This is a genomic window from Pseudomonas sp. B6001 (assembly GCF_013386015.1).
In the GTDB taxonomy this organism is placed as follows: Bacteria; Pseudomonadota; Gammaproteobacteria; order Pseudomonadales; family Pseudomonadaceae; genus Aquipseudomonas.
Map to the genome: position 1 here is coordinate 117,593 of NZ_JACAOX010000004.1, position 19,833 is coordinate 137,425.

General features: G+C 60.5%; 24 protein-coding genes. 11 read left to right on the plus strand and 13 right to left on the minus strand.

The features are described 5' to 3' along the window. Positions 1-63: 63 nt before the first annotated feature. Entirely contained in the window at positions 64-621 is a 558-nt protein-coding gene (locus HX821_RS06630; protein ID WP_102368860.1) for an ATP-dependent Clp protease proteolytic subunit, read from the minus strand. Between the two features lie 156 nt (positions 622-777). Between HX821_RS06630 and HX821_RS06635 the strand changes: the two genes are divergently transcribed. Further along, positions 778-999 (plus strand): PLD nuclease N-terminal domain-containing protein, encoded by a 222-nt coding sequence (locus HX821_RS06635; protein WP_003207401.1) that lies wholly within the window; start codon positions 778-780, stop codon positions 997-999. A 53-nt stretch (positions 1,000-1,052) separates the two neighbouring features. Here HX821_RS06635 and HX821_RS06640 read toward each other — a convergent pair whose 3' ends face one another. Then, entirely contained in the window at positions 1,053-1,613 is a 561-nt protein-coding gene (locus tag HX821_RS06640; RefSeq protein ID WP_177035455.1) for a type 1 glutamine amidotransferase domain-containing protein, read from the minus strand. Between the two features lie 29 nt (positions 1,614-1,642). After that, on the minus strand, positions 1,643-2,146 hold the full coding sequence (locus HX821_RS06645; protein ID WP_177035456.1) for a DUF4142 domain-containing protein: 504 nt from the start codon (positions 2,144-2,146) through the stop codon (positions 1,643-1,645). Between the two features lie 197 nt (positions 2,147-2,343). Here HX821_RS06645 and HX821_RS06650 point away from each other — a divergent pair, with 197 nt between their 5' ends. From HX821_RS06650 to HX821_RS06660, 3 genes are read left to right on the plus strand one after another with little or no spacing between them, the layout of a single operon-like run. Further along, the gene (locus HX821_RS06650) at positions 2,344-2,568 is read left to right on the plus strand and encodes a hypothetical protein (RefSeq protein WP_087692412.1); all 225 of its coding nucleotides are present in this window, start codon (positions 2,344-2,346) and stop codon (positions 2,566-2,568) included. Positions 2,569-2,583: 15 nt separating this feature from the next. Beyond that, on the plus strand, positions 2,584-3,015 hold the full coding sequence (locus HX821_RS06655; protein ID WP_008435015.1) for a hypothetical protein: 432 nt from the start codon (positions 2,584-2,586) through the stop codon (positions 3,013-3,015). Further along, on the plus strand, positions 3,015-3,773 hold the full coding sequence (locus tag HX821_RS06660) for a DUF72 domain-containing protein (RefSeq protein WP_177035457.1): 759 nt from the start codon (positions 3,015-3,017) through the stop codon (positions 3,771-3,773). Before HX821_RS06655 ends, HX821_RS06660 begins: the two co-directional genes overlap by 1 nt. Here HX821_RS06660 and HX821_RS06665 read toward each other — a convergent pair. From HX821_RS06665 to HX821_RS06675, 3 genes are all read right to left on the minus strand, one after another. Further along, the gene (locus HX821_RS06665; RefSeq protein WP_003207411.1) at positions 3,731-4,519 is read right to left on the minus strand and encodes a DeoR/GlpR family DNA-binding transcription regulator; all 789 of its coding nucleotides are present in this window, start codon (positions 4,517-4,519) and stop codon (positions 3,731-3,733) included. The genes HX821_RS06660 and HX821_RS06665 overlap by 43 nt on opposite strands. Before the next feature lie 399 nt (positions 4,520-4,918). Next, a complete protein-coding gene (locus tag HX821_RS06670) occupies positions 4,919-5,860 on the minus strand; it encodes an alpha/beta hydrolase (protein WP_003207412.1) in 942 nt (313 codons plus the stop codon). A gap of 98 nt (positions 5,861-5,958) precedes the next feature. Beyond that, a complete protein-coding gene (locus HX821_RS06675) occupies positions 5,959-6,846 on the minus strand; it encodes a LysR family transcriptional regulator (RefSeq protein WP_177035458.1) in 888 nt (295 codons plus the stop codon). Positions 6,847-6,977: 131 nt separating this feature from the next. Here HX821_RS06675 and HX821_RS06680 point away from each other — a divergent pair, with 131 nt between their 5' ends. Further along, complete coding sequence (locus HX821_RS06680; protein WP_177035459.1) at positions 6,978-7,823, plus strand: SDR family NAD(P)-dependent oxidoreductase; 846 nt, start codon at positions 6,978-6,980, stop codon at positions 7,821-7,823. Between the two features lie 3 nt (positions 7,824-7,826). Here HX821_RS06680 and HX821_RS06685 read toward each other — a convergent pair whose 3' ends face one another. Then, positions 7,827-8,582 carry a DeoR/GlpR family DNA-binding transcription regulator gene (locus HX821_RS06685; protein WP_003207418.1) on the minus strand — a complete coding sequence of 252 codons (756 nt, stop codon included), beginning with the start codon at positions 8,580-8,582 and terminating at the stop codon, positions 7,827-7,829. Between the two features lie 82 nt (positions 8,583-8,664). On the opposite strand from HX821_RS06685, the gene nudK reads away from it, so the two are divergent. Then, complete coding sequence (gene nudK / locus HX821_RS06690; RefSeq protein ID WP_003207421.1) at positions 8,665-9,252, plus strand: GDP-mannose pyrophosphatase NudK; 588 nt, start codon at positions 8,665-8,667, stop codon at positions 9,250-9,252. Then, complete coding sequence (locus HX821_RS06695) at positions 9,252-10,454, plus strand: lipase family protein (protein WP_177035460.1); 1,203 nt, start codon at positions 9,252-9,254, stop codon at positions 10,452-10,454. The genes nudK and HX821_RS06695 overlap by 1 nt, the downstream gene beginning before the upstream one ends. A 356-nt stretch (positions 10,455-10,810) precedes the next feature. Here the strand turns inward: HX821_RS06695 and HX821_RS06700 are convergent, their stop codons facing one another. Then, entirely contained in the window at positions 10,811-11,251 is a 441-nt protein-coding gene (locus tag HX821_RS06700; protein WP_008435232.1) for a hotdog fold domain-containing protein, read from the minus strand. Between the two features lie 145 nt (positions 11,252-11,396). Here HX821_RS06700 and HX821_RS06705 point away from each other — a divergent pair, with 145 nt between their 5' ends. Continuing rightward, positions 11,397-12,014, plus strand: coding sequence for a TetR/AcrR family transcriptional regulator (locus tag HX821_RS06705; protein ID WP_032899370.1), 618 nt, complete (start codon positions 11,397-11,399; stop codon positions 12,012-12,014). Between the two features lie 13 nt (positions 12,015-12,027). Here HX821_RS06705 and HX821_RS06710 read toward each other — a convergent pair whose 3' ends face one another. Next, a complete protein-coding gene (locus tag HX821_RS06710; RefSeq protein ID WP_008435227.1) occupies positions 12,028-12,477 on the minus strand; it encodes an Rrf2 family transcriptional regulator in 450 nt (149 codons plus the stop codon). A gap of 144 nt (positions 12,478-12,621) precedes the next feature. On the opposite strand from HX821_RS06710, the gene HX821_RS06715 reads away from it, so the two are divergent. Further along, complete coding sequence (locus tag HX821_RS06715; RefSeq protein ID WP_177035461.1) at positions 12,622-13,509, plus strand: NAD(P)/FAD-dependent oxidoreductase; 888 nt, start codon at positions 12,622-12,624, stop codon at positions 13,507-13,509. A gap of 2 nt (positions 13,510-13,511) precedes the next feature. Here the strand turns inward: HX821_RS06715 and gudD are convergent, their stop codons facing one another. Then, positions 13,512-14,861, minus strand: coding sequence for a glucarate dehydratase (gene gudD / locus HX821_RS06720; protein WP_003207434.1), 1,350 nt, complete (start codon positions 14,859-14,861; stop codon positions 13,512-13,514). 10 nt (positions 14,862-14,871) lie between these two features. Next, positions 14,872-16,221, minus strand: coding sequence for an MFS transporter (locus tag HX821_RS06725; RefSeq protein WP_008435222.1), 1,350 nt, complete (start codon positions 16,219-16,221; stop codon positions 14,872-14,874). Positions 16,222-16,508: 287 nt separating this feature from the next. On the opposite strand from HX821_RS06725, the gene HX821_RS06730 reads away from it, so the two are divergent. Next, positions 16,509-17,219 (plus strand): FadR/GntR family transcriptional regulator, encoded by a 711-nt coding sequence (locus HX821_RS06730; protein ID WP_008435219.1) that lies wholly within the window; start codon positions 16,509-16,511, stop codon positions 17,217-17,219. Between the two features lie 6 nt (positions 17,220-17,225). Here the strand turns inward: HX821_RS06730 and HX821_RS06735 are convergent, their stop codons facing one another. Further along, complete coding sequence (locus tag HX821_RS06735) at positions 17,226-18,068, minus strand: alpha/beta fold hydrolase (RefSeq protein WP_177035462.1); 843 nt, start codon at positions 18,066-18,068, stop codon at positions 17,226-17,228. Between the two features lie 288 nt (positions 18,069-18,356). On the opposite strand from HX821_RS06735, the gene HX821_RS06740 reads away from it, so the two are divergent. Continuing rightward, complete coding sequence (locus HX821_RS06740) at positions 18,357-18,944, plus strand: LysE family translocator (RefSeq protein WP_003207442.1); 588 nt, start codon at positions 18,357-18,359, stop codon at positions 18,942-18,944. A 1-nt stretch (position 18,945) separates the two neighbouring features. Here the strand turns inward: HX821_RS06740 and HX821_RS06745 are convergent, their stop codons facing one another. Then, the gene (locus HX821_RS06745; protein ID WP_177035463.1) at positions 18,946-19,770 is read right to left on the minus strand and encodes an AraC family transcriptional regulator; all 825 of its coding nucleotides are present in this window, start codon (positions 19,768-19,770) and stop codon (positions 18,946-18,948) included. Between the last annotated feature and the right edge of the window lie 63 nt (positions 19,771-19,833).

Genomic DNA, 19,833 nt, shown 5'->3' on the forward strand with positions numbered 1-19,833 from the left:
AATATCGACGCTGGTCGTGCAGGTTGCACGGTCCAGTGGCGGCTGGCATGCATTAAACCATGCCTAGCCGCCGCTGACTTTCCAGTGCTTGATGTCGTCGGCAAACACGATCTGCTCGACCTCATGGGCAATCCCGTAGGCCAGTGACTCGTGGGCGGCGATGACTTTTTCCTCGGCCGAGAGGCACTTGAAAATATCCAGGTGGGTTTCGGCGCTGGCGGTTTCCAGTTCGTAGATTTTCACGTAGCGCGCCAGGTCGTTGTCCAGGCTCGACAGGTATTCCCGCAGGCGCTGGTGGTCTACCGAGTTCTGGTTGAAGTACCAGTTCATCGGATGGATCAGGAAGCGCGAGTGTGGCGTGGTGATCCGGCGGTTTGCCGCCAGGAACATGATGATGCCCATGGACTCGATATTGCCCGCATTGATCGCACACAACGGCACCGGCAGGGACTTGAGGAAGGTGTAGAGGGTAAAACCGAAATTGGTGCTGCCGCCGGTGGTCGACAGGTTCAACAGCAACGAACTGGCGCCTTGCTCGATCGCGTCCAGGCAGCAATCACGAAAGCGCTCGGTGGTGCCCTGATCGATCTGGCAGTGAAAGTGGATGATGTGCTCGGTCATCCCGGGCCTCCGAGGGGTAAAAGGTAGTGTCCATTTGAGTCTAGAAGGTTACGGCCCGTGTGCCGCAACCGTTGGGCGAGAGCCATCCGTTGCAATTTTAATGAACCCTCGGGCACGTTGCTTGACCTAACGCATACGACCTCAGGAGGATGAATCATGCAAATCGAATATGTCTGGATTGGCTTGGCGGTGATTCTGGTGCTGCTGGAACTGTGGGCGATCAACAGCGTTCTGCGCAGTGGCAGTGGCTGGGAGACCAAGGGTTTATGGCTGGTGGTACTGATCTTCATGCCGCTGTTGGGGCTGATCCTCTGGGCGCTGTTTGGACCCAAGGGTGTGAACCGGGCGACACATGCCACTGAGCATGGCAAAGGCTAAGACAGAATCGAAAAAAACAGGCGCCCGAGGGCGCCTGTTTGCATTGGCGGGCGTCAGGCCGCCAGTGTCTTGGCAATGGCCTCGTTGAACGCCGGCAAATCGTCGGGCGTGCGCGAGGTTATCAGGGTCCAGCCATTGGCCGGGCATTCCTTCACCTGCGTATCCACCCAGTTTGCTGCGCCGGCATTGATCAGGTCAATGCGCACGCTTTTGTAGGAGGTGAGGGTCTTGCCGCCGATCACGCCGGCATCAATCAGGGCCCAAGGGCCATGGCAGATGGCGGCGACAGTTTTCCCGGCCTTGACGAAATCATTGATCAGCCGCAAGGCATCCGCGTCCTGACGCAAGGTGTCGGCATTGACGGTGCCCCCGGGGATGACCAGTGCATCGAAGTCACTGCCGTGCAGGTCCGAGAGCTTGGCGTCGGACTCTACCGTCCTGTCTTTCTCGGTGTCCTTGAGAAAGGTCTGGGTGCTGCCACCTTTGCTGGAGCCGTGGGTGACCGTGGCGCCAAAGCCACGCAGGGCTTCCAGCGGCTTGAGCAACTCGTCGCGCTCGATGCCAGTGTTGGAGGTGATGATCAGAATCTTCTTGCCGTGCAGTTGCGAACTCATGGTCGAGTGTCTCCTGAGTGGGTCAATGATTAATTGGCGTGTTGGGACTGCAACTCCTTGGCCATCTTCAGATGGGTTTCGAGAGTCGGCAGGGTCTTCTCGGCAAAAGCCTTCAGTTCGGCGTTATCCGAGGAGGCGGCTTCTTTTTTGAACAGGGCCACGGTGTCTTCGTGGGCCTTCACCTGGTTGTTGGCGTAAGCCTTGTCGAAAGACTCATCACGAATCTCCAGGATCATTTTCTTGGCCTTGTCGGTCAGGCTGGCGTCGTCCGGCACCTTGATGTCGAGCTTCGTCGCCAGGGCGGTCAGCTCCTGGTTGGCCTTGGTATGGTCGGTGATCATGTGCTGGGCAAACGCCTTGATATCGGCGGCGCCGCTCTTTTCCAACGCCAGTTTGCCAGCCTCGACTTCGGTAATTCCGCCTTGGGCGGCGGCGTCCACGAAGTCGTTGGAGGTGGCCGCCATGGCCACGCCAATCGAGCCTGCGGCCAGCGCGAAGGTCAGTCCCATTTGTTTCATCAGCAAGTGCTTCATGATGCTTCTCCTGAAGAGTGGCGCGATGCCGTTACCTGACTGTTGAGCGGGTGCCTGAGCAAAAGGTTTAAATTAATTTGCGCTTATTTCTCCGGGCCGCAGCCCACGCAATTCCCTTGAACTATCAAAAAATCATGGGCTCTGCTGCATAACGGCTCCGCGCTGGAGCCTGATCTTTTAACAGCAGGAGAATCACCATGGGCACTGAAAAAACCACTGACAAAACCCCTAATGCAATCAGCTCCGAACAGGCGCAGAAAGGTCGCCAGCTTGACGAGAAGGACAGTTCCTTGCAGCGCCCAAACCCCAAGACTGAAACCGTTGATAAGGTGATCACGCCGACGTCCATCAAGGACACACAACGGCAAACCGAGCAGATCAACGAGCAAGCCGCGAAGGCCGAGCGCAAGCTGGGTCAGTGAAGAACGGAGGCAGTCATGGGTCGATCCATCAGCGCCGGGGAACTGGGTATTGAGCTCAAGCCCGGTGATGACAACGCACTGTTCAAGTGGTTTGTCGCCAGCTTCCTGATGGGCAAGCGCATTCAGGCGCAGATCGCGGCGCAGGCCTATCAGGTGATTGTGGTGAAGCATGGCCGGGACACTCCGCGCAAACTGCAACACTGCACCTCTCGCGAACTGGTGGCCATGCTCGGTGAGGCGCATTACGTGCGTTACGACGAAAGCACCGCGCAACGCCTGCTCGACCTCAGCAGCAAGTTGAATGCGGAGTACGCGGGCAAGATCAGCCATATCCACGATGCCAGTGCCGACCGTGGGGAGTTTGAAAAACGCTTGAATGCGTTCGAGGGCGTCGGGCCGAAGACGGTGGAGATTTTCATGAGGGATGCGGCGTCGGTGTTGTTCTGATGCCGATTTTTCTCGGTTGTGCAGGTTGGAGCCTGCCTCGTGAGCAATGGCCACGGTTTCCCCGGCAGGGCACCCATCTGCAACGTTATGCCGCGTGCTTGAATGCGGTTGAAATCAACAGCTCCTTCTACCGCCCCCATCGCCCGCAGACCTACGCACGATGGGCGCAGTCAGTGCCGTCGGGCTTTGGTTTTTCGGTCAAGCTGCCACGGCACATCACCCATGAATTACGTCTGCGGGACTGCGATACGGCATTGGATGAGTTCCTTGCACAGTGCCTGCAATTGGGCGACCGCCTGGGCTGCCTGCTGGTGCAATTGCCGCCTTCTTTAAGCTACGACCCGATCATTGCCGGCGGCTTTTTCACAGCCTTGCGTCAACGCTTCCCTGGTCCTGTGGTGCTTGAACCGCGGCACGCCAGTTGGGCGCAGGCCGACGGGCTATTGCGGGATTACCAGATAGGACGGGTCGCCGCCGACCCGCCGGTGATCGCTGATGGGGATGCACCGAAAGGCTGGCAAGGTGTGCGTTATTGGCGCCTGCATGGTTCGCCGCGTATCTATCACAGCGCTTACGAAACCGAGCGTTTGTGCGCGCTGGCCGAGGTATTGAGAGCCTCCCTGGAGGAGGGCATTCCGACCTGGTGTATTTTCGATAATACGGCCAGCGGTCATGCGCTGGTCGATGCGCTTGCCCTCCAAGCGATGCTCGCCCCTCAGGCATCCACTTGCATCACCTCCAGCCCCAGGCATTCATAAGCCTCGACGCTGCCCGGCGGCACGTGCCACTCGGTAATCAGGGTATGAATGCGGCTGCACGGCGCCACCACAAATGGCTCCACGGCGCCCAGCTTGTCGGCCAGGGTGACGGCCACCACGTGGGAGGCGCTGTCGAGCATAGCCTGTTTCACCGCCACTTCCTCGAAGTGCAACGAGCTGATACCGACCTGTGGATGCAGTGCGCACACACCCGTGAACAGCAGGTCGGCCTTGATGCCCTGGATCAGCCGCAATGCTTCATGCCCGCTGGCGGCCATGGTCACCGGGTTGAGTTGGCCACCGGCAAGGATCACCGTCACATTGGGATGTTCGGACAACGCGATGGCAATCATCGGTGAGTGCGTGACGGCGGTCAGCTTGATGGAATGCGGTAGTGACTGGGCGATTTGCAGGGTGGTGGTACCGGAGTCGAACAGCACGATCTGGCCGTCCTCCACGCGATCGGCGGCGAGTTGCGCCAGGTGGCGTTTGGTCGCGGTGGTTTCGCCAAACCGGGTGAAGAAATCCTTGCCGGTGTCCTTGGGCCGTGGCAGCGCACCTCCATGCACGCGCTGCAGCAGACCGGCGGAGGCGAGTTCGCCAAGGTCGCGGCGAATGGTGTCCTGGGAAACGGCGAAATGCTCCACCAACTCCGAGGCAGTGACTTTACCGTCGCGCTCCAGCAGCAACAGGATTTTCTGTTTGCGCAGGGAGGGCAGGTCGATGGCAGCATGGGTGTTATGCATGTTTTTGCTCGTTGATGCGTGTTTATGCGAGATTAATCAGCATTAGGCGCAAACGCAATGGGTTGGGGTGTCGGTGATGCCCTGCCGAGTGAGCTGAGCACCATGGAAAAACCACACCCGGTCCGGTACCAAACCCCATGGTTTCGATTCGCGAGGTGATGCAGGAGATTTTGCTGCCGCCAAGCTTTCCAACAGGGCATTACTGAGCAAAAAAATCGTAAAAAAGTAAAAAGAGTTGTCCACGAAAACCGTGGGTATCTCTGTGGATAACTTCGCTTGAGCCCGGCGGGTATGGCGATTTAACCTGCGGTTAATATTTGATCAGTCACTGTTTATGGCCAGCATGGGCAGGCTTTGCGCCTTGACAGGCACCGGCGAAACCGGTGCCGAAATGCAGATTTACGAGTCGTTTGGGCGCCCGGTGGAGGGCCCGGCAACCTGAGTGGCGCGCTTCGATTGCATCAGGCTGTCCAACGCCTGGCGATAACTGCTGCCGGCCAGTCGCATGCTGTCGTTATGAGTGGCACCGGGTACCAGCAACAGGTGTTTCGGCTGTTGGGCGGCGTCAAACAGTTGCTGGCTGAAGCGCGGTGGCACGAAGGCATCGGCGAGCCCGTGAACCACCAGCAGCGGCATGTGGATATCAGCGATCTTGTCAATGGAATCGAACTTCTGCGACAGCAGCCAGCGCACCGGCAATGACGTATTGGCTACCGCCGTGGCCACATCTGCCAGGGAAGTAAAGGTGGACTCGATGACCAGTCCGCGCACTGGCGGCGGCACCTGATTGTTCGCTGCCTGCTTGCCCAGTTCCACCGCGAGGTCGATGGCCACCGCGCCACCCAGGGAGTGCCCGTAGATGAGGCGCTTGGCGGGGTCGGGTTGCAGCACCTGGAAGCGTTCCCAGGCAATGCGCGCGTCTTCGTACACGCTGGTTTCCGACGGCAGGTCGCCTCGACTCTGGCCGAAGCCGCGGTAGTCGATGGCCAGTACGGAAAAGCCCAGGGCCCGCAGCTGTTCGATGCGAAACAGTTGGCCAGTGAGGTTCCAGCGCACGCCGTGCAGGTAGAGAATTGCCGGCGCGTCCTTCTGTGCCGCTGGCCACCACCAGCCATGAATATTCTGCCCTGCCTTGAAACTCGCGGGTTTCAGGTCGAATTCCTGCACATCACGCGGCAACCCGCTGTACCAGCTGGCAGTGCCTGGCTCCACGCGAAACAGCAACTCGCGTTCCTTGTGTTGCAGCACGGCGCAACCCACGGGCAGGCCGATGATCAGGGCGGCCATGCACAGCAGGGGAAACCAGCGCAGGCCGAGACGGGACAGAAAACGTGAAGACATGAAGGTTCCAGGACACAGGCGAAGCACGGGTTTTAACAGATGCCCTGGCCGCGCAGGAAATATTCAGACGGTCGTCACCGGACATTGCTTGCAAAGTATTACATCGCCTCATCCAGCACAGAAAAGAAGTGACCGGCCAAGGGGGAAGAATTGCTGGTGTTCCAGTTGAGGTAGAGCCCGATGCTGGAGGACGCGGCGGTGAGGGGCACAAACGCCACCTTGTCACGGGGCATCGAACGGGCAATGGACTGCGGCACCAGCGCCACACCAAACCCGCACGCCACCAGGCCAATCAGGGTGGGTAATTGATCGGCTTCCTGGACCACCCTTGGAGAGAAGCCCGCGGCCTCGCATAAAGCGATCAACTGGTGGTGATAGCCACTGCCCAATGCCTGGGGCGTGAACACAAAATCGGCGCCGGCAAAGTCCTTCAGCTCGATAGCGACGTCATCCGCATTCGGATGGTCTGCGGGCAGCGCCAGCAGGATCGGTTCATCCAGCAGCAGCCGGGATTCGATGTTATCTGCCTGGCCTGGCAGGTAGCGCAAAAAAGCGATATCGGTATCACCACTCAACAAGGCCTTGGCCTGGTTGGCAGAGGGCATTTCCTTGATCACCAACTGAACCCTGGGGAACGCCAGGCGAAACTGCCTGAGGGTATCCAGCAACCACGGATAGCCGGTGATCGACACCGAGGTGATGGTGAGCGTGCCGGCGGTTCCCTGGGACACCTGCCGGGCTTGCTCAATGCCTTGCTGCAATTGCCCGAGGACGGTGTAGGCCGTCTGAAGAAACGCCGCCCCGGCTGGCAGCAGCTTCACGCCACGTCGGTCACGCTGCAGCAGGGCAAACCCCAACTTTGCCTCCAGGCGATTGATCGCCTGGCTCAACGCTGGCTGCGCCATATGCAGGCGCTCCGCGGCCTGGTGAAAGTGCAGCGCTTCGGCAACGGCAACGAACTGGCGCAACAGGCGGGTTTCGATCATCTGGGCTGTTCCTTCAGGTAGATGGCGGTGTGGGGCTTGATACGGCGCAGGTATCAATATCGCTGTTTTTCAGTATTAAACAGGACGGCCACGGGTTGTTAGGGTGGAGTGCCTATCAGGAGAACGCGACGATGGACTTTACAGGTAAAACCGCAATCGTGACCGGTGCCGCCCGTGGCTTGGGGTTCAGCTATGCGCGCGAGTTGGCGCGACTCGGCGCGCAGGTGGTAATCAGTGATATCGGTGCCGACACCCTCGGCGATGGGGCTGATCCCCAGGTGGTACAGGCGACCGCGCTGGCGCTGCAGGGTGAAGGCCTGCGGGTGGTTGGCCACGCGGGTGACCTGTCCGGCGAAGCGGGGTGTCGAGCGCTGATCGAGTGCGCCATCACGCATTTCGGGCAGCTCGATATCCTGATCCACAATGCTGGCTGGGTCGGCTATCAGCCCATCGAGGCCGCCGACGAGGCTTTCATCCGGCGGGCCATGGGCGTCAATGTCTATGCACCGATCTGGCTGTGCAAACACGCGTGGCAGCACCTCACGCGATCTGCCGCACCCCGCATTGTGCTGACCACCTCCGACCGTGCGATGTACACGCGCTACGTCCAGCCCGGCCTGGCGGCCTACAGCGCGGGGAAGATCGCGCAACTGGGGATCATGAATGCCTTGAGCGGGGAAGGGGCGGAGGCCGGGATCCTGGTCAATGCCATCTCACCCGTGGCCAAGACCCGCATGTGGGGCGTGACCGGCGAGCCGCACAACCTCAAGCCGGAATGGGTCACGCCTGGGGTGATCTTCCTGGCTTCGGCAGCGTGCCAGGACAGCGGCTATATCCTGCGTGCCAGCAACGGCCAGTTCACCGCCACGCGGTTCGCGGAAAATCCGGGGGTCGAGTATCCGGTTGACCTGGCGCGGGTCAACGCCTCGGACGCTGTGCAAGTCGCCGCGTTATGGCAAGCCATCAAGGACTGTTGACGGTCACGCCAGGTAAAGCGTCAGGCCCTGAGCTTCATAGGGTTGCAGCAGGGCACGCGGCGTACTGGCCAATGCGACGATCGCGCTGACGTGTGCCAGCTCCACCACCTGGTAGGGCGACGCGGTGTTGAGCTTTTCCGAGGTGGCCAGCACGATGGTTTCTGCGGCCGCGTGACACAACGCGCGCTTGACCACTGCCTCTTCATAGTCGCCGGTAGACAGGCCGGCATTCGGGTGCACGCTGCACACCCCCATGAAATACAGGTCGGCATTGACCCGGCCGATGGCCTCCAGCGTGGCCGCCCCCACCCCCACCAGTGAGTGGCGAAACAGCCGCCCGCCGAGCATGATCACTTCAATCTGCGGATGATCCACCAGGGCCATGGCAATCGACGGACTGTGGGTGACCACGGTGGCATTCAGGTCCGCCGGCAAGTGATGGGCCAGTTGCAGGCACGTGGTACCGCCATCGATAAACACCACCTGGCCGGGCTGCACAAGTTGTGCAGCCGTCCGGCCAATGGCGATTTTTTCCTCGGGTACCAAGTGTTCCCGTACCGAAAAATCAGCCATCGCGGGGGATGCCGGCAAGGCGCCGCCGTGCACCCGCAGCAGCAAACCTTCCTTGGCCATTTCCCGCAGGTCACGCCGAATCGTGTCCTCGGAAACCTCCAGTGCCTGGCTCAACTCCTTGGCAATCAGCCGGCCGTCGCGGCGCAGCGTATCCAGCAGGTGTTGTTTACGTTGTTGGGTCAGCATCGGAAGCTTCCTGCATGTTTTTTCTTGACTGTGCACGATTTTGCACGACATGCTGAATAACACAAGACAAAAAGGTCCTGCCATGGAAAACAGTCCCGTCCGCATCCACGCCGAAGAACTGCTCTCGGATAATTGGTATGTGCTGAAAAAGTACACCTTTGACCTGCGCCGCCGCGACGGCAGTTGGCAGTCCCAGACCCGGGAGATCTATGACCGGGGCAATGGCGCGACGATCCTGCTGTACAACCGCGAGCGGCGCACGGTGTTGCTGATTCGCCAGTTCCGCATGCCTACCTACGTTAACGGCTACCACGGTTACCTGATCGAGTCTGCCGCCGGCCTGCTGGACAACGCCAGCCCCGAGGAACGCATTCGCCTGGAGGCGGAAGAAGAGACGGGCTACCGTGTGGGCCATGTAGAAAAGATCTATTCGGCCTTCATGAGCCCGGGCTCGGTGACCGAGCGCATTCACTTTTTCATCGGCGAATATCAGCCTGGCGACCGAGTCAGTGATGGCGGTGGGCTGGAGGATGAAGGTGAGGATATCGAAGTGCTGGAGTTGGGATTCGAGGAGGCCCTGGGTATGGTGGACAGTGCCGAGATCGTCGACGGCAAGACCATCATGTTGTTGCAGTACCTTGAATTGCGGATGTTGAAAGAGGGCTGGTGATGTCGCGTCGGTTATCGCTTGCGCTGGCGGTGTTGCTGGCGGGATGCAGTGGTGTGAGTGCTGCGCAAACGCCCGTCGGTGATGGTGGTGTTCCCGCGTTCTATACCTGGGCGGACAAGGTGCCCGCGTCACCCGGGCGGATGCTGCGCAGCGAGCCGTTGACCGAACAGCAAAGCCTGGCCGAGGCGGGGCAGAATATTCGCATCCTGTACACGTCCACCGACGGTCTCGATACCCATAAACGGATTGTCGTTTCCGGTGCGCTGTTCCTGCCCAAGGGCACACCGCCGCCGGGTGGCTGGCCGCTGATGGCGTGGGCCCACGGCACGGTGGGGAGTGCCGATATCTGCGCGCCGTCGTTCGCCGGTCGCAGCCCTCGGGATACGCGCTATCTCAATTATTGGCTGGCTCAGGGCTACGCGATTGTCGCTACCGATTACCAGGGGCTTGGGACGCCTGGCCTGCATCCGTATGGGCTGACCAGTCCGCTGGCCTATGGGGTGCTCGACAGCATTCGCGCGGTAGGGGCGGGTGGTTTCGAACTCTCCAAACGTGTGGTGGTGTTTGGGCAGTCACAGGGTGGCCGTGCTGCGTTTGCCACGGCGGTCTATGCGAAAGACTATGCGCCCGAGTTGGATATCGTGGGGGTGGTGGCGACCGGTACGCCTTACGCGGCCACCCATAAAACGGGAGACAGTGCCGAGTTGGAAAAGGCCCGCAGTTCGGTGGTGCCGACCTTTGCCTATAACTTGCTGCGGCTGAGTACTGTCACGTTGTTTGATCCTGGGTTTGTGGCTGCGGATTACTTGAGCGAGCGTGCAGTGCCTGCGTTTGAGAGCAGCCAGCGGGATTGTTTGCATGCCATTGAGCAGCGGGTGATGGCTGATGGGCTCAGCTTCAATGACAGTTTCAAGCGGTCGCCGAAAGAGGCGCTCGACAAGGTTTATCGTGAGTCGGCGTATCCGACGTTGAAGACGGATATTCCGGTTTTTGTCGGTACGGGGGGGCGGGATCAGGATGTGTTTGTGCCTGGGCAAAAGGCGCTGGTCAGGGATGCGTGCAAGGTCGGGGACCGGATTGAATGGCATTTTTATCCTGAGCTGGATCACTCCGCTACGGTCAATGGTTCGCTCGTGGACTCGACGCCGTTTGTGCGTAAGGCGTTTGCGGGGGAGGTGATTGGTGGGAATTGTGGGGGGTAGCTTTTTTGGGGGGTATATCCGTTATTTGGGTAACGGCGACTTATGGTTTCGCTCTTACAGCGAGTCACTTTGGAAAAGCCGGAATGCCGGCCCAGCCCAAAGTAAGTAAAGGGAGCTGCCTCCGCCGCTTTATGTGGGAGCGGGCTTGCTCGCGAAAAACCTGAGAGCGCCGCGTTGAATCAGGATACCCACGTCATCGTTAACGACCTTCGCGAGCAAGCCCGCTCCCACATTTGGACCGTGTCCGCCTTTGATTTTGCGGTTGCTTCACCCCACTTAAGCCGGCTGGTAGGCCGCTGTGAGAGCGCAACCCGATAGCGGCCATAACCGCAGCAACGGATATGCCCCCAACCCCATCACCCCAATTTCACATTCATGATAATCCGCGCGGTAAACACCAATTTCCCCTCCGCATCCAGCATCTCCACCGGCACCACCTTGTCACCCGCCGTTTGCCAGTCGATACCTTCGCCATTGGCCGTCGCCGTCACGCTGCTCTTGGCCTTGGCCAGATACTCCACCGTCATCCCCTTGGGAATCCACCGCGCACCCGCCGGCACGGAAACGTCCGTCATGGTACCCGCCGCCAACTCCGCAGCGTTGCACATGGCAATGGCATGCACCGTGCCCAGGTGGTTGGTGATGGCCTTGCTGAACGGCACTTCCACCGAGGCAAACCCCGGACGCAACTGGGTCATCAACGGATTGATGGTGCTGAAGTAGGGCGCCATCTGGCACGCCAGTTTGCTGAACGCTTCGGGGCCAACGCTGTTGAACATGCTCAGGGCCTGACTCATGGTGCTGCCTCGCTGATTAAATGAATTTTACGGAATATTGTTCCGTTACAGAATAATGTTCTGTAGCGGAACAGTATTCTGCCCATGGGAAATCTGTCAAGCTACCCGGGCTTGTTCTTCTTCACTGACCGAGTTCCTGTTCAGCATGCAAACCCCGGATCTGCTTCAGCGTTGCTTCCCTGGCCGAAGGGCCGAATTGAAGCGCGATATTTTCAAGGCAGCCCTGGACCTGTTCAACGAGCAGGGCCTTGAAGCCACCACCATCGAGATGATCCGCGCGCGCTGCGATACCAGCGTCGGCGCCATTTATCATCACTTCGGCAACAAGGAAGGCCTGGTCGCCGCGCTGTTTTTTACCGCGCTGGAGGATCAGGCCGAATTGCGTGGGCGCTACCTTGAATCGGCCAAAACGGCGAAGGAGGGGGTGTACGCACTGGTCCACAGCTATGTCGATTGGGTGGACAGCGAACCGCAGTGGGCGCGCTTTCAGTACCACGCGCATTTCGCGGTGACCAAGGGCCCGTTCGCCGCTGAACTGGAAAGCCGCAATCAGGCGCGCAATGCGTTGCTGAAGGAGTGGATGGTGCTGCCTGGACGGGGTGATCAGCTCAGCCAGGTGCCCGCCGAACTCTTGCCATCACTGATCATCGGCCAGGCCGACAGCTACTGCCGTGCCTGGCTGGCCGGGCGCTCGGCCAGCAGCCCTCGGGTGTACCGGGAAACCCTGGCCGAGGCAGCGTGGCGCTCGGTAGGCGGCGCTTAGGGCGTCGCGTGCATCACGCACAGGGTGCGGGCGTTATCGCCACCCGATAGCGCTCGTCAAAATCATCCGCCAACTGTGCCAGCGTCACCTCTCCCAAACGCTGCAGCAGCAACGCCTGGGCATCGTCAAACGCCTGGTTCAGCGCCGCATTAACGGCCTGTTCCACCAGGCATTGCGGATGATCGGTGGACAGGCCGACGGCAAAGATCGACGACGTGCCAAGGGCATTGTGGATGTCCAGCAGGGTGATTTCACTCAGCGGCTTGCCCAGCATCCAGCCGCCCTGATGGCCTTTTTCCGAACGCACATAACCTTTCTCCTTGAGCAGGCCCAGGGTGCGGCGTACCACCACCGCGTTGGTACCAAGCATCTGCGCGATGGTCTCCGAGGTGGCGCGTTCCTCGTGGCGGCCCATGTGGATCAGCACATGGAGCATGCGCGAAAGCCGGGTGTCGTTTCTCATCTGCAAGCCTCTGGATTTCCTTCCCGAAAGTATCGTTCGTAACGATTGGAGTGGCGAGACGCTTGACGAGGTATTTTTATGTAACTTATGGTGTGTCGTGAGTGCCCGGCAACCGATGCAAGGGCCACCAGAGAGGTCATCTTCATGGTTTACGACGTGATTATCGTGGGCGGCAGCTACGCCGGAATGTCTGCCGGGCTGCAACTGGCGCGGGCTCGGCGCAAGGTGCTGGTGATTGACGCCGGGCAGCGGCGCAACCGGTTTGCGGCCACGTCCCACGGTTTCCTCAGCCAGGATGGCCAGCCGCCGGAGCTGATCGCTGCCGAAGGGCGAGGGCAGTTGATGGAATATCCGACGGTGACCTGGGTGCAGGACGCCGCCGTTGAAGCGATTCGAAACCAGGATGGCTTCGTGGTGCAAACCCGTTGCAACGGTGAGTTCAACGCTAAACGCTTGATCCTCGCTACCGGCGTGGTGGATGAGTTACCCGAGGTCGAGGGGTTGAAGGAGCGCTGGGGCAAGCATGTGTTCCATTGCCCGTATTGCCACGGCTATGAACTGGATCAAGGCCGCATCGGCGTGCTGGCGACGTCGCCACTGGCCATGCATCACGCGATGCTGCTGCCGGACTGGGGCACCACCACGCTCTTTACCAACGGCGCATTTGTGCCGGATGCCGAGCAGCAGGCGCAACTGGATCGGCGCGGGGTCAGCGTCGAAAGCTCGGCGGTGCGGCGGATTGTCGGTGAGCGGGCGGATGTGGAATTGGCAGACGGGCGGATGATCGCGCTGGACGGTATTTTCACCCTGTCCCGTACGCGCATGGCCAGCCCATTGGCCGAGCAGTTGGGCTGTGAGTTTGTCGAAGGGCCGACCGGGCCCTATCTGCTGACCAACGAGACGCGCCAGACCACCGTGCCCGGTGTGTTTGCCTGCGGCGATGCCAACCTGGCCGGCGGCTCGGTGGCGCTGGCGGTCGGCGAGGGTGTGCGCGCCGGGGTGGGCGCGCACTTTTCGATGATCTTCAACTGAGGTCAGCGCACCAGGCACGGCCGCTTGTTATCGAACGTCCAGCCCGGAATCATGAACTGCATCGCCACGCTGTCATTGCGCGCACCCAGGCCCATGCCTTTGTACAGTTCATGGGCGTGGGCCACGGCGTCCATGTCGATGTCCACGCCCAGGCCCGGTTTGGCCGGCACCTTGATGTGGCCGTCGACAATCTTCAGCGGAGCCTTGGTCAACCGCTGGCCGTCCTGCCAGATCCAGTGGGTGTCGATGGCCGTGATTTCCCCCGGCGCGGCGGCGGCCACCTGGGTGAACATCGCCAGGGAAATATCGAAGTGATTATTGGAGTGCGAGCCCCAGGTCAGGCCCCATTCGTGGCACATCTGCGCCACGCGCACCGAGCCCTGCATGGTCCAGAAGTGCGGGTCGGCCAGGGGAATATCCACGGACTGCAACTGGATCGCATGCCCCATTTCCCGCCAGTCGGTGGCGATCATGTTGGTGGCGGTGGGCAGCCCGGTGGCACGGCGGAATTCGGCCATGACTTCGCGCCCGGAGTAACCGTTTTCCGCGCCGCAAGGGTCTTCGGCATAGGCCAGCACATGATGCTGGTCGCGACACAGGGCGATGGCTTCTTTCAGTGACCAGGCGCCGTTGGGGTCCAGGGTGATGCGCGCATCGGGGAAGCGTTCGGCCAGTGCAGTCACCGCCTCGATTTCGTCGCCGCCGCGCAGTACGCCGCCTTTGAGCTTGAAGTCATTGAAGCCGTATTGCGCCTTGGCCGCCTCTGCCAGACGCACGATGGCTTCGGGCGTCATGGCCTGTTCATGACGCAGGCGGAACCAGTCTTCGGCATCGTCTTCACTGCGATAGGCCAGGTCGGTCTGCTGGCGATCACCGATGTAGAACAGGTAGCCGAGCATCTTCACCGCGTCGCGCTGCTGGCCTTCGCCGAGAAGGGCCGCCACCGGGACTTCGAGGAATTGGCCGAGCAAATCCAGGAGTGCCGCTTCCATCGCCGTGACGGCATGGATGGTGATGCGCAGGTCAAACGTCTGCAAACCCCGGCCCGCCGAATCCCGCGCGGCGAAGGTCTGGCGCATGGCATTGAGAATGCTCTGGTACTGGCCGATGGGCTTACCGATCACCAGGCTGCGGGCGTCTTCCAGGGTCTCGCGGATGCGTTCGCCGCCGGGTACCTCACCGACGCCGGTACGGCCGGCGCTGTCGGTAAGGATCACGATGTTGCGCGTGAAAAACGGCCCGTGGGCACCGCTGAGGTTGAGCAGCATGCTGTCGTGACCGGCCACCGGGATGACTTGCAGGCCGGTCACGACCGGGGCGCTGTTGGCGTGGTGCTGGTGTTCTGTGTTCATCGTGTAGTCCTTATTTGCTCAAGACGGGTGCGGGTTGCAGCACGCTGCTGGTGGTCGGGCCGGGCAGTGTCCTGGCGAAAAACACCAGGATGGCCGCAAGGATCGAAGTGCCCGCCAGGCCATACAAACCGCCCTGGATCGAGCCGGTGGTCTGTTCCAGGAAACCAAAGGTGGTGGGCGCGACAAACCCGCCGAGGTTGCCGATGGAGTTGATCAATGCGATCACCGCTGCGGCGATGCGTGCATCCAGGTAACCCTGGGGAATCGGCCAGAACAGCGAGGACGCCGACTTGAAGCCGATCGCCGCGAAGCAGATGGCGATAAAGGCAAAGATCGGCCCGCCGGTAGTGGAGAGGAACATGCCCACGGCGGCGATCAACAGTGCCGCAGCGACCCAGGCTTGCTGGAACTTGAATTTGCCCGCCAGTGCCGCGAAGGCGTACATCGCGATGATCGAGATCAACCACGGGATGGAGTTGTAGAAACCCACCTGGATGTCGCTCAGGTCGCCCATCTTTTTAATGATGCTCGGCAACCAGAAAGTGGCGGCATAGATCGTCAGTTGGATGCAGAAATACAGGGCGCAGAACAGCATGATCTGACGGTCCTTGAGCAGCTTGCCCAGGGTCGGCTTGACCGTGGTCGCGGCGTCACGTTCGCGCTGTTCGCGGTCGATCTCGCCCACCAGCGCATCCTTTTCTTCAAGGCTGAGCCACTTGGCGTCGTGGGGCTTGGAGTCCAGCCAGAACCACACGAAAAAGCACAGCAGCACCGACGCCATGCCTTCGATGATGTACATCCACTGCCAGCCATGCAGGCCCAGCCCGGTGATTTGCAGCAGCACGCCGGACAAGGGGCCGGAGATCAGCGAGGCGAGGGCCGAGCCGCTGAGGAAGATTGCAATCGCCTTGCCGCGTTCGACGCCGGGCAACCAGCGAGTGAAGTAGTAGATCACCCCGGGAAAGAAGCCCGCTTCGGCCACGCCCAGCAGAAAGCGCAGGATGTAGAAGTGGGTTTCGTTCTGGATGAAGGCCATCAATGTGGCGGTGATGCCCCAGGTGAACATGATGCGAGTCAGCCAGATGCGCGCGCCGACTTTTTGCAGGAGCATGTTGGACGGCACTTCGAACAGCGCGTAGCCGATGAAAAACAACCCGGCACCGAAGCCGTAGGCGGCCGCACCAATGCCCAGGTCGTGCTCCATATGGGTACGCACAAAGCCGATGTTGACGCGGTCGATGTAGTTGACGATGAACATGATCACGAACAGTGGGAGCACATGGCTCTTCACCTTCTTGATCGCGCGGGCCAGGACCGGGTCGGTGGCAGGCGCAGCTGTCGCAGGGCTGGAAGGGGTCACGGGTCAAACTCCCACTGATTATTGTTGTGCGGGGACGTATTTGGGTTGTCAGAGATGTCTGACAACTTGATAGACATCATACAACTGCATTTTCAAAGATGGCAACCCTCTGTAGGAGCGAGCTTGCTCGCGAAAATCGTCAACGATTGCGCGGTTTTGTGCAATGTTTGCGCTGCGACGGGGTTTTTCGCGGGCAGGTTCGCTCCTATAGGTATTTGTTTGTTGTCATACAAGTTGGCTCATCTAAGAATGCTAGTATTGCCAAGCGCCCCAGAACGGAATTCCTGATGCAAAACCCCAGCTCGGCACCTCATCGCAAGCGCTCCCCGGGCCTTGCCCACGACATCGTCACCGCATTGACCCAGCAGATTCTCCTGGGACAGATGGCGCCGGGTGAAAAGCTGCCATCCGAGTCCGCTATCGTGGGCGAGTACGGCGTCAGTCGCACGGTGGTGCGCGAAGCGCTTTCCAAATTGCAGGCCGCCGGGCTGGTGGAAACCCGCCACGGTGTCGGCACCTTTGTGCTGGAGCGCGACGAGCGCCACGGCCTGCACCTGACCCACGACACCGCCGCCAGCGTGCGCGGCATTCTTGAACTGCGCATGGGCCTGGAAACCCAGGCAGCCGCCCTGGCAGCCTTGCGCCGTACCGATGAACAACTGCAGCAGATGCGCCAGGCACTGGATGATTACCAGGACTCGCTGGCCAACAACGACAGTGCCGTTGAGCCTGACGTGCGCTTCCATCGCCTGATCGCCCAGGCCACCGGCAATACCTATTTCACCGACGTGATTTATCACCTGGGCCACTCGGTAATCCCACGCACCCGGATCAATGCCGAGGAACGCGGCGACGCGGACCTGATGGAGCTGGGGCGCCTGGCGAACCTTGAGCACGAGGCGATCCTGAAAGCCATCCGCCGCCAGGACCCGGACGCGGCCCGGGCCGCCATGCTGTTGCACTTGAGCAACAGCCTGGAGCGGATGACAGGAGAGTAGGCGGGGCTATTTGCTGTCCAGGAAGTCCAGCAGCGCGGCATTGAACAGCGTCGGGTCCTGCAGGAATGCGAAGTGGCTGGTGTTCGGCAGAATCAGCAGGCCCGCTCCCGGAATGGTCGCCGCGATGTATTCGGTGTGTTCTCGCTTGATCGCCTCATCGTGGTCGCCGTCGACAATCAGGATCGGAGTCTTGATGGACGCCAGTTGCGCGTCGGTCCAGTTGGGTTGGCTGGCCCACATATGGCTGATCTGCTCGACGAAGGCGTCGTACTCTTTTGGCGTCGGCGAGTGCCTGGCGTACTCCTTGCCGGCGCGCTCGATGAAGGCGGCGAAGGTCGGATTTTTCTCTACGCCATCCTTGACCCCGGAGGTCTGGGTGTTGGCGGCAAAGGCAAACACCTTGCCGATACGGTCGGGATGGCGCAGGGCAAGATCGATACCGATGATTGCGCCGTCGCTCCAGCCGACGATATCGGCGCGGGGGATTTTCAGGCTGTCGAGTACGGCGACCACATCATCGGCCATCAAGTCGTAACCGAAGGGGTTCTCGTCCCGGGAACTGCGCCCGTGGCCACGGCTGTCGAGGCTGATGACCGTGTGTTTGGCGGCCAGCGCCTTGACCTGGTTGCCCCAGTAATCGGAATTGGACAGGCCGCCGTGCAGCAGGATCACCGGCGAACCATGTCCGATCTTGGTGTAGTAGACCTTGATGCCGTTGACGGCGGCATAGCCGGTTTTGGCCCCCGCAATCGGTGCCGGGGTGGGCGGAAGGGTTTCCCAGCGTTCCGCGGCCTGAACCCCGGAGAAGGACAGCAGCAGGCAGGCAGTTGCCCATAAGCGACGTGACATGGCGATTCCTTTTTTGTGAGCAGGTTGAGGTCATCCGGCCAGATGTGCGCTCGACTCTAGCACCGTGTCTGCCTTGGGAAACACGCATTTTTTCCTATCAAAAACGCCCTTTGGAAAGAGAAAAATACAGTTATATCAATGGAATAAATTTGTCTTTTGCAGCGGGTGGGCTAAGGGTTTCAACTGATGGTTTTTTCGGTCATTCCCGGCAGGGGCATTTTCTTCAATACCGCGATCCATCTTCTCCTTAAGGTTCAGTCCGTACCCGCACAACAAAAAGGAACTGCAATGAGCTTGATCATTTCCATGGCCGCCTTCGCCCTGGCCACGTCCATCACCCCGGGACCGGTGAATGTGGTGGCCATCAGTTCGGGGGCGCGCTTTGGGTTTGCCGCCAGTCAAAAGCACGTGGCTGGAGCCGCGTTGGGATTCACCTTGCTGCTCGTGTTGATCGGCCTGGGGCTGCATGAGGTGCTGGTGCGCTGGCCGCTGCTGACCCAACTGATTCAATGGGGTGGGGTGGCGTTCCTGTTGTACATGGCCTGGAAGCTGGCAGTGGACGATGGGCGCCTGGACGCTGAAGGCACGGCCGCGGCGCCGTCGATGCTCTATGGGGCGATCATGCAATGGCTCAACCCCAAGGCCTGGCTGGCGTGTGTGGCAGGCATGGGGCTGTTTGTCGCCGATGGCGATGCGCAGCAAGTCTGGCTGTTTGCGACGATCTACCTGGTGATCTGCTACCTGTCGGTGGCGTGCTGGGCGTACGCCGGGACGTTCCTGCGCCGCTACCTGAGCAATCCCCAGGGCATGCGCCTGTTCAATCGCTCGATGGCCGCCTTGTTGGTGGCCAGCGTGGGGTATCTGCTGCTGGCCTGAGTCAGCCGCGATATTGCCCGGGCGTCGCCGCCAGGTGCTGTTTGAACGTGCGCTGGAAATGCGCCTGATCAGAAAAGCCAGCCGCCAGTGCGACGTCGGCGATCAACTGGCCGCTGCGCAACTGGGTGCGGGCAAACTGAATACGGCGATTGACCAGGAATGCGTGGGGCGTCATGCCGTAATACTGCTTGAACGCACGAATCAGGTACGACGGCGACAGTTCAGCCGCCTGGCAAATGTCTTCGAGCTTCAGGGCCTCGGTGCAATGTTCGCGGATATAGTCGGCGGCCCGCTCCAGCTTGTGATTGACCTCGCGCACCGGGGTCTCCGACGGGTTGAGGCGTTGTTGCACCTCGGTGAAAAAACTCACCACCGCACTCTGCTTGTGCAGGTGTTCGGCGTGGTTGTCCACCAGCACCTCATACAGCTCGTTCAGCCCGCGGTACAGCGCGACATCCGTGGTGTGGGTGGCGGTGAACGGACGAAAGTCCTGGTCCTTGCTGAAACCCAGCTGGTGCTGCAGGTCGGTCAGCCAGGCCGTATCGATATACAGCATGTGATAGGACCAGGGCAGATCATCAATGGGGTTGCAGGCGTGGACATCCCCGGGATTCATCAAGACCACGGTGCCGGCGCTGATCTTGAAAGTCGATGCCCCATGGATGTACAGGCTCTGCCCGGCCGTGATCGCGCCGATGGAAAAGTGCTCGTGGGCGTGGCGGGTGTAGCAGACCTTCCGCCCGTCGGCGATGGTGCGAGCCTCAATGAACGGCAGGCGTTCGTCGCGCCAGAAGGACGGGGCAGTCGGTTCGAGGGGCGATCGCATCACTACAAGTCTCACCGGGAAACAATGCAGTGAATGATTACACAGAAACCGGCCTGCAACGTT

What these genes read in the sequence shown, in the direction of transcription:
- gudD (WP_003207434.1), bottom strand. Translation starts at nt 14,861, where the DNA reads ATGAACACAGAACACCAGCACCACGCCAACAGCGCCCCGGTCGTGACC.
- HX821_RS06670 (WP_003207412.1), bottom strand. Translation starts at nt 5,860, where the DNA reads ATGTCTTCACGTTTTCTGTCCCGTCTCGGCCTGCGCTGGTTTCCCCTG.
- HX821_RS06640 (WP_177035455.1), bottom strand. Translation starts at nt 1,613, where the DNA reads ATGAGTTCGCAACTGCACGGCAAGAAGATTCTGATCATCACCTCCAAC.
- nudK (WP_003207421.1), top strand. Translation starts at nt 8,665, where the DNA reads ATGGAAAACAGTCCCGTCCGCATCCACGCCGAAGAACTGCTCTCGGAT.
- HX821_RS06660 (WP_177035457.1), top strand. Translation starts at nt 3,015, where the DNA reads ATGCCGATTTTTCTCGGTTGTGCAGGTTGGAGCCTGCCTCGTGAGCAA.
- HX821_RS06665 (WP_003207411.1), bottom strand. Translation starts at nt 4,519, where the DNA reads ATGCATAACACCCATGCTGCCATCGACCTGCCCTCCCTGCGCAAACAG.
- HX821_RS06745 (WP_177035463.1), bottom strand. Translation starts at nt 19,770, where the DNA reads ATGCGATCGCCCCTCGAACCGACTGCCCCGTCCTTCTGGCGCGACGAA.
- HX821_RS06705 (WP_032899370.1), top strand. Translation starts at nt 11,397, where the DNA reads ATGCAAACCCCGGATCTGCTTCAGCGTTGCTTCCCTGGCCGAAGGGCC.
- HX821_RS06650 (WP_087692412.1), top strand. Translation starts at nt 2,344, where the DNA reads ATGGGCACTGAAAAAACCACTGACAAAACCCCTAATGCAATCAGCTCC.
- HX821_RS06675 (WP_177035458.1), bottom strand. Translation starts at nt 6,846, where the DNA reads ATGATCGAAACCCGCCTGTTGCGCCAGTTCGTTGCCGTTGCCGAAGCG.
- HX821_RS06635 (WP_003207401.1), top strand. Translation starts at nt 778, where the DNA reads ATGCAAATCGAATATGTCTGGATTGGCTTGGCGGTGATTCTGGTGCTG.
- HX821_RS06645 (WP_177035456.1), bottom strand. Translation starts at nt 2,146, where the DNA reads ATGAAGCACTTGCTGATGAAACAAATGGGACTGACCTTCGCGCTGGCC.
- HX821_RS06730 (WP_008435219.1), top strand. Translation starts at nt 16,509, where the DNA reads ATGCAAAACCCCAGCTCGGCACCTCATCGCAAGCGCTCCCCGGGCCTT.
- HX821_RS06715 (WP_177035461.1), top strand. Translation starts at nt 12,622, where the DNA reads ATGGTTTACGACGTGATTATCGTGGGCGGCAGCTACGCCGGAATGTCT.
- HX821_RS06655 (WP_008435015.1), top strand. Translation starts at nt 2,584, where the DNA reads ATGGGTCGATCCATCAGCGCCGGGGAACTGGGTATTGAGCTCAAGCCC.
- HX821_RS06630 (WP_102368860.1), bottom strand. Translation starts at nt 621, where the DNA reads ATGACCGAGCACATCATCCACTTTCACTGCCAGATCGATCAGGGCACC.
- HX821_RS06710 (WP_008435227.1), bottom strand. Translation starts at nt 12,477, where the DNA reads ATGAGAAACGACACCCGGCTTTCGCGCATGCTCCATGTGCTGATCCAC.
- HX821_RS06680 (WP_177035459.1), top strand. Translation starts at nt 6,978, where the DNA reads ATGGACTTTACAGGTAAAACCGCAATCGTGACCGGTGCCGCCCGTGGC.
- HX821_RS06695 (WP_177035460.1), top strand. Translation starts at nt 9,252, where the DNA reads ATGTCGCGTCGGTTATCGCTTGCGCTGGCGGTGTTGCTGGCGGGATGC.
- HX821_RS06685 (WP_003207418.1), bottom strand. Translation starts at nt 8,582, where the DNA reads ATGCTGACCCAACAACGTAAACAACACCTGCTGGATACGCTGCGCCGC.
- HX821_RS06735 (WP_177035462.1), bottom strand. Translation starts at nt 18,068, where the DNA reads ATGTCACGTCGCTTATGGGCAACTGCCTGCCTGCTGCTGTCCTTCTCC.
- HX821_RS06740 (WP_003207442.1), top strand. Translation starts at nt 18,357, where the DNA reads ATGAGCTTGATCATTTCCATGGCCGCCTTCGCCCTGGCCACGTCCATC.
- HX821_RS06700 (WP_008435232.1), bottom strand. Translation starts at nt 11,251, where the DNA reads ATGAGTCAGGCCCTGAGCATGTTCAACAGCGTTGGCCCCGAAGCGTTC.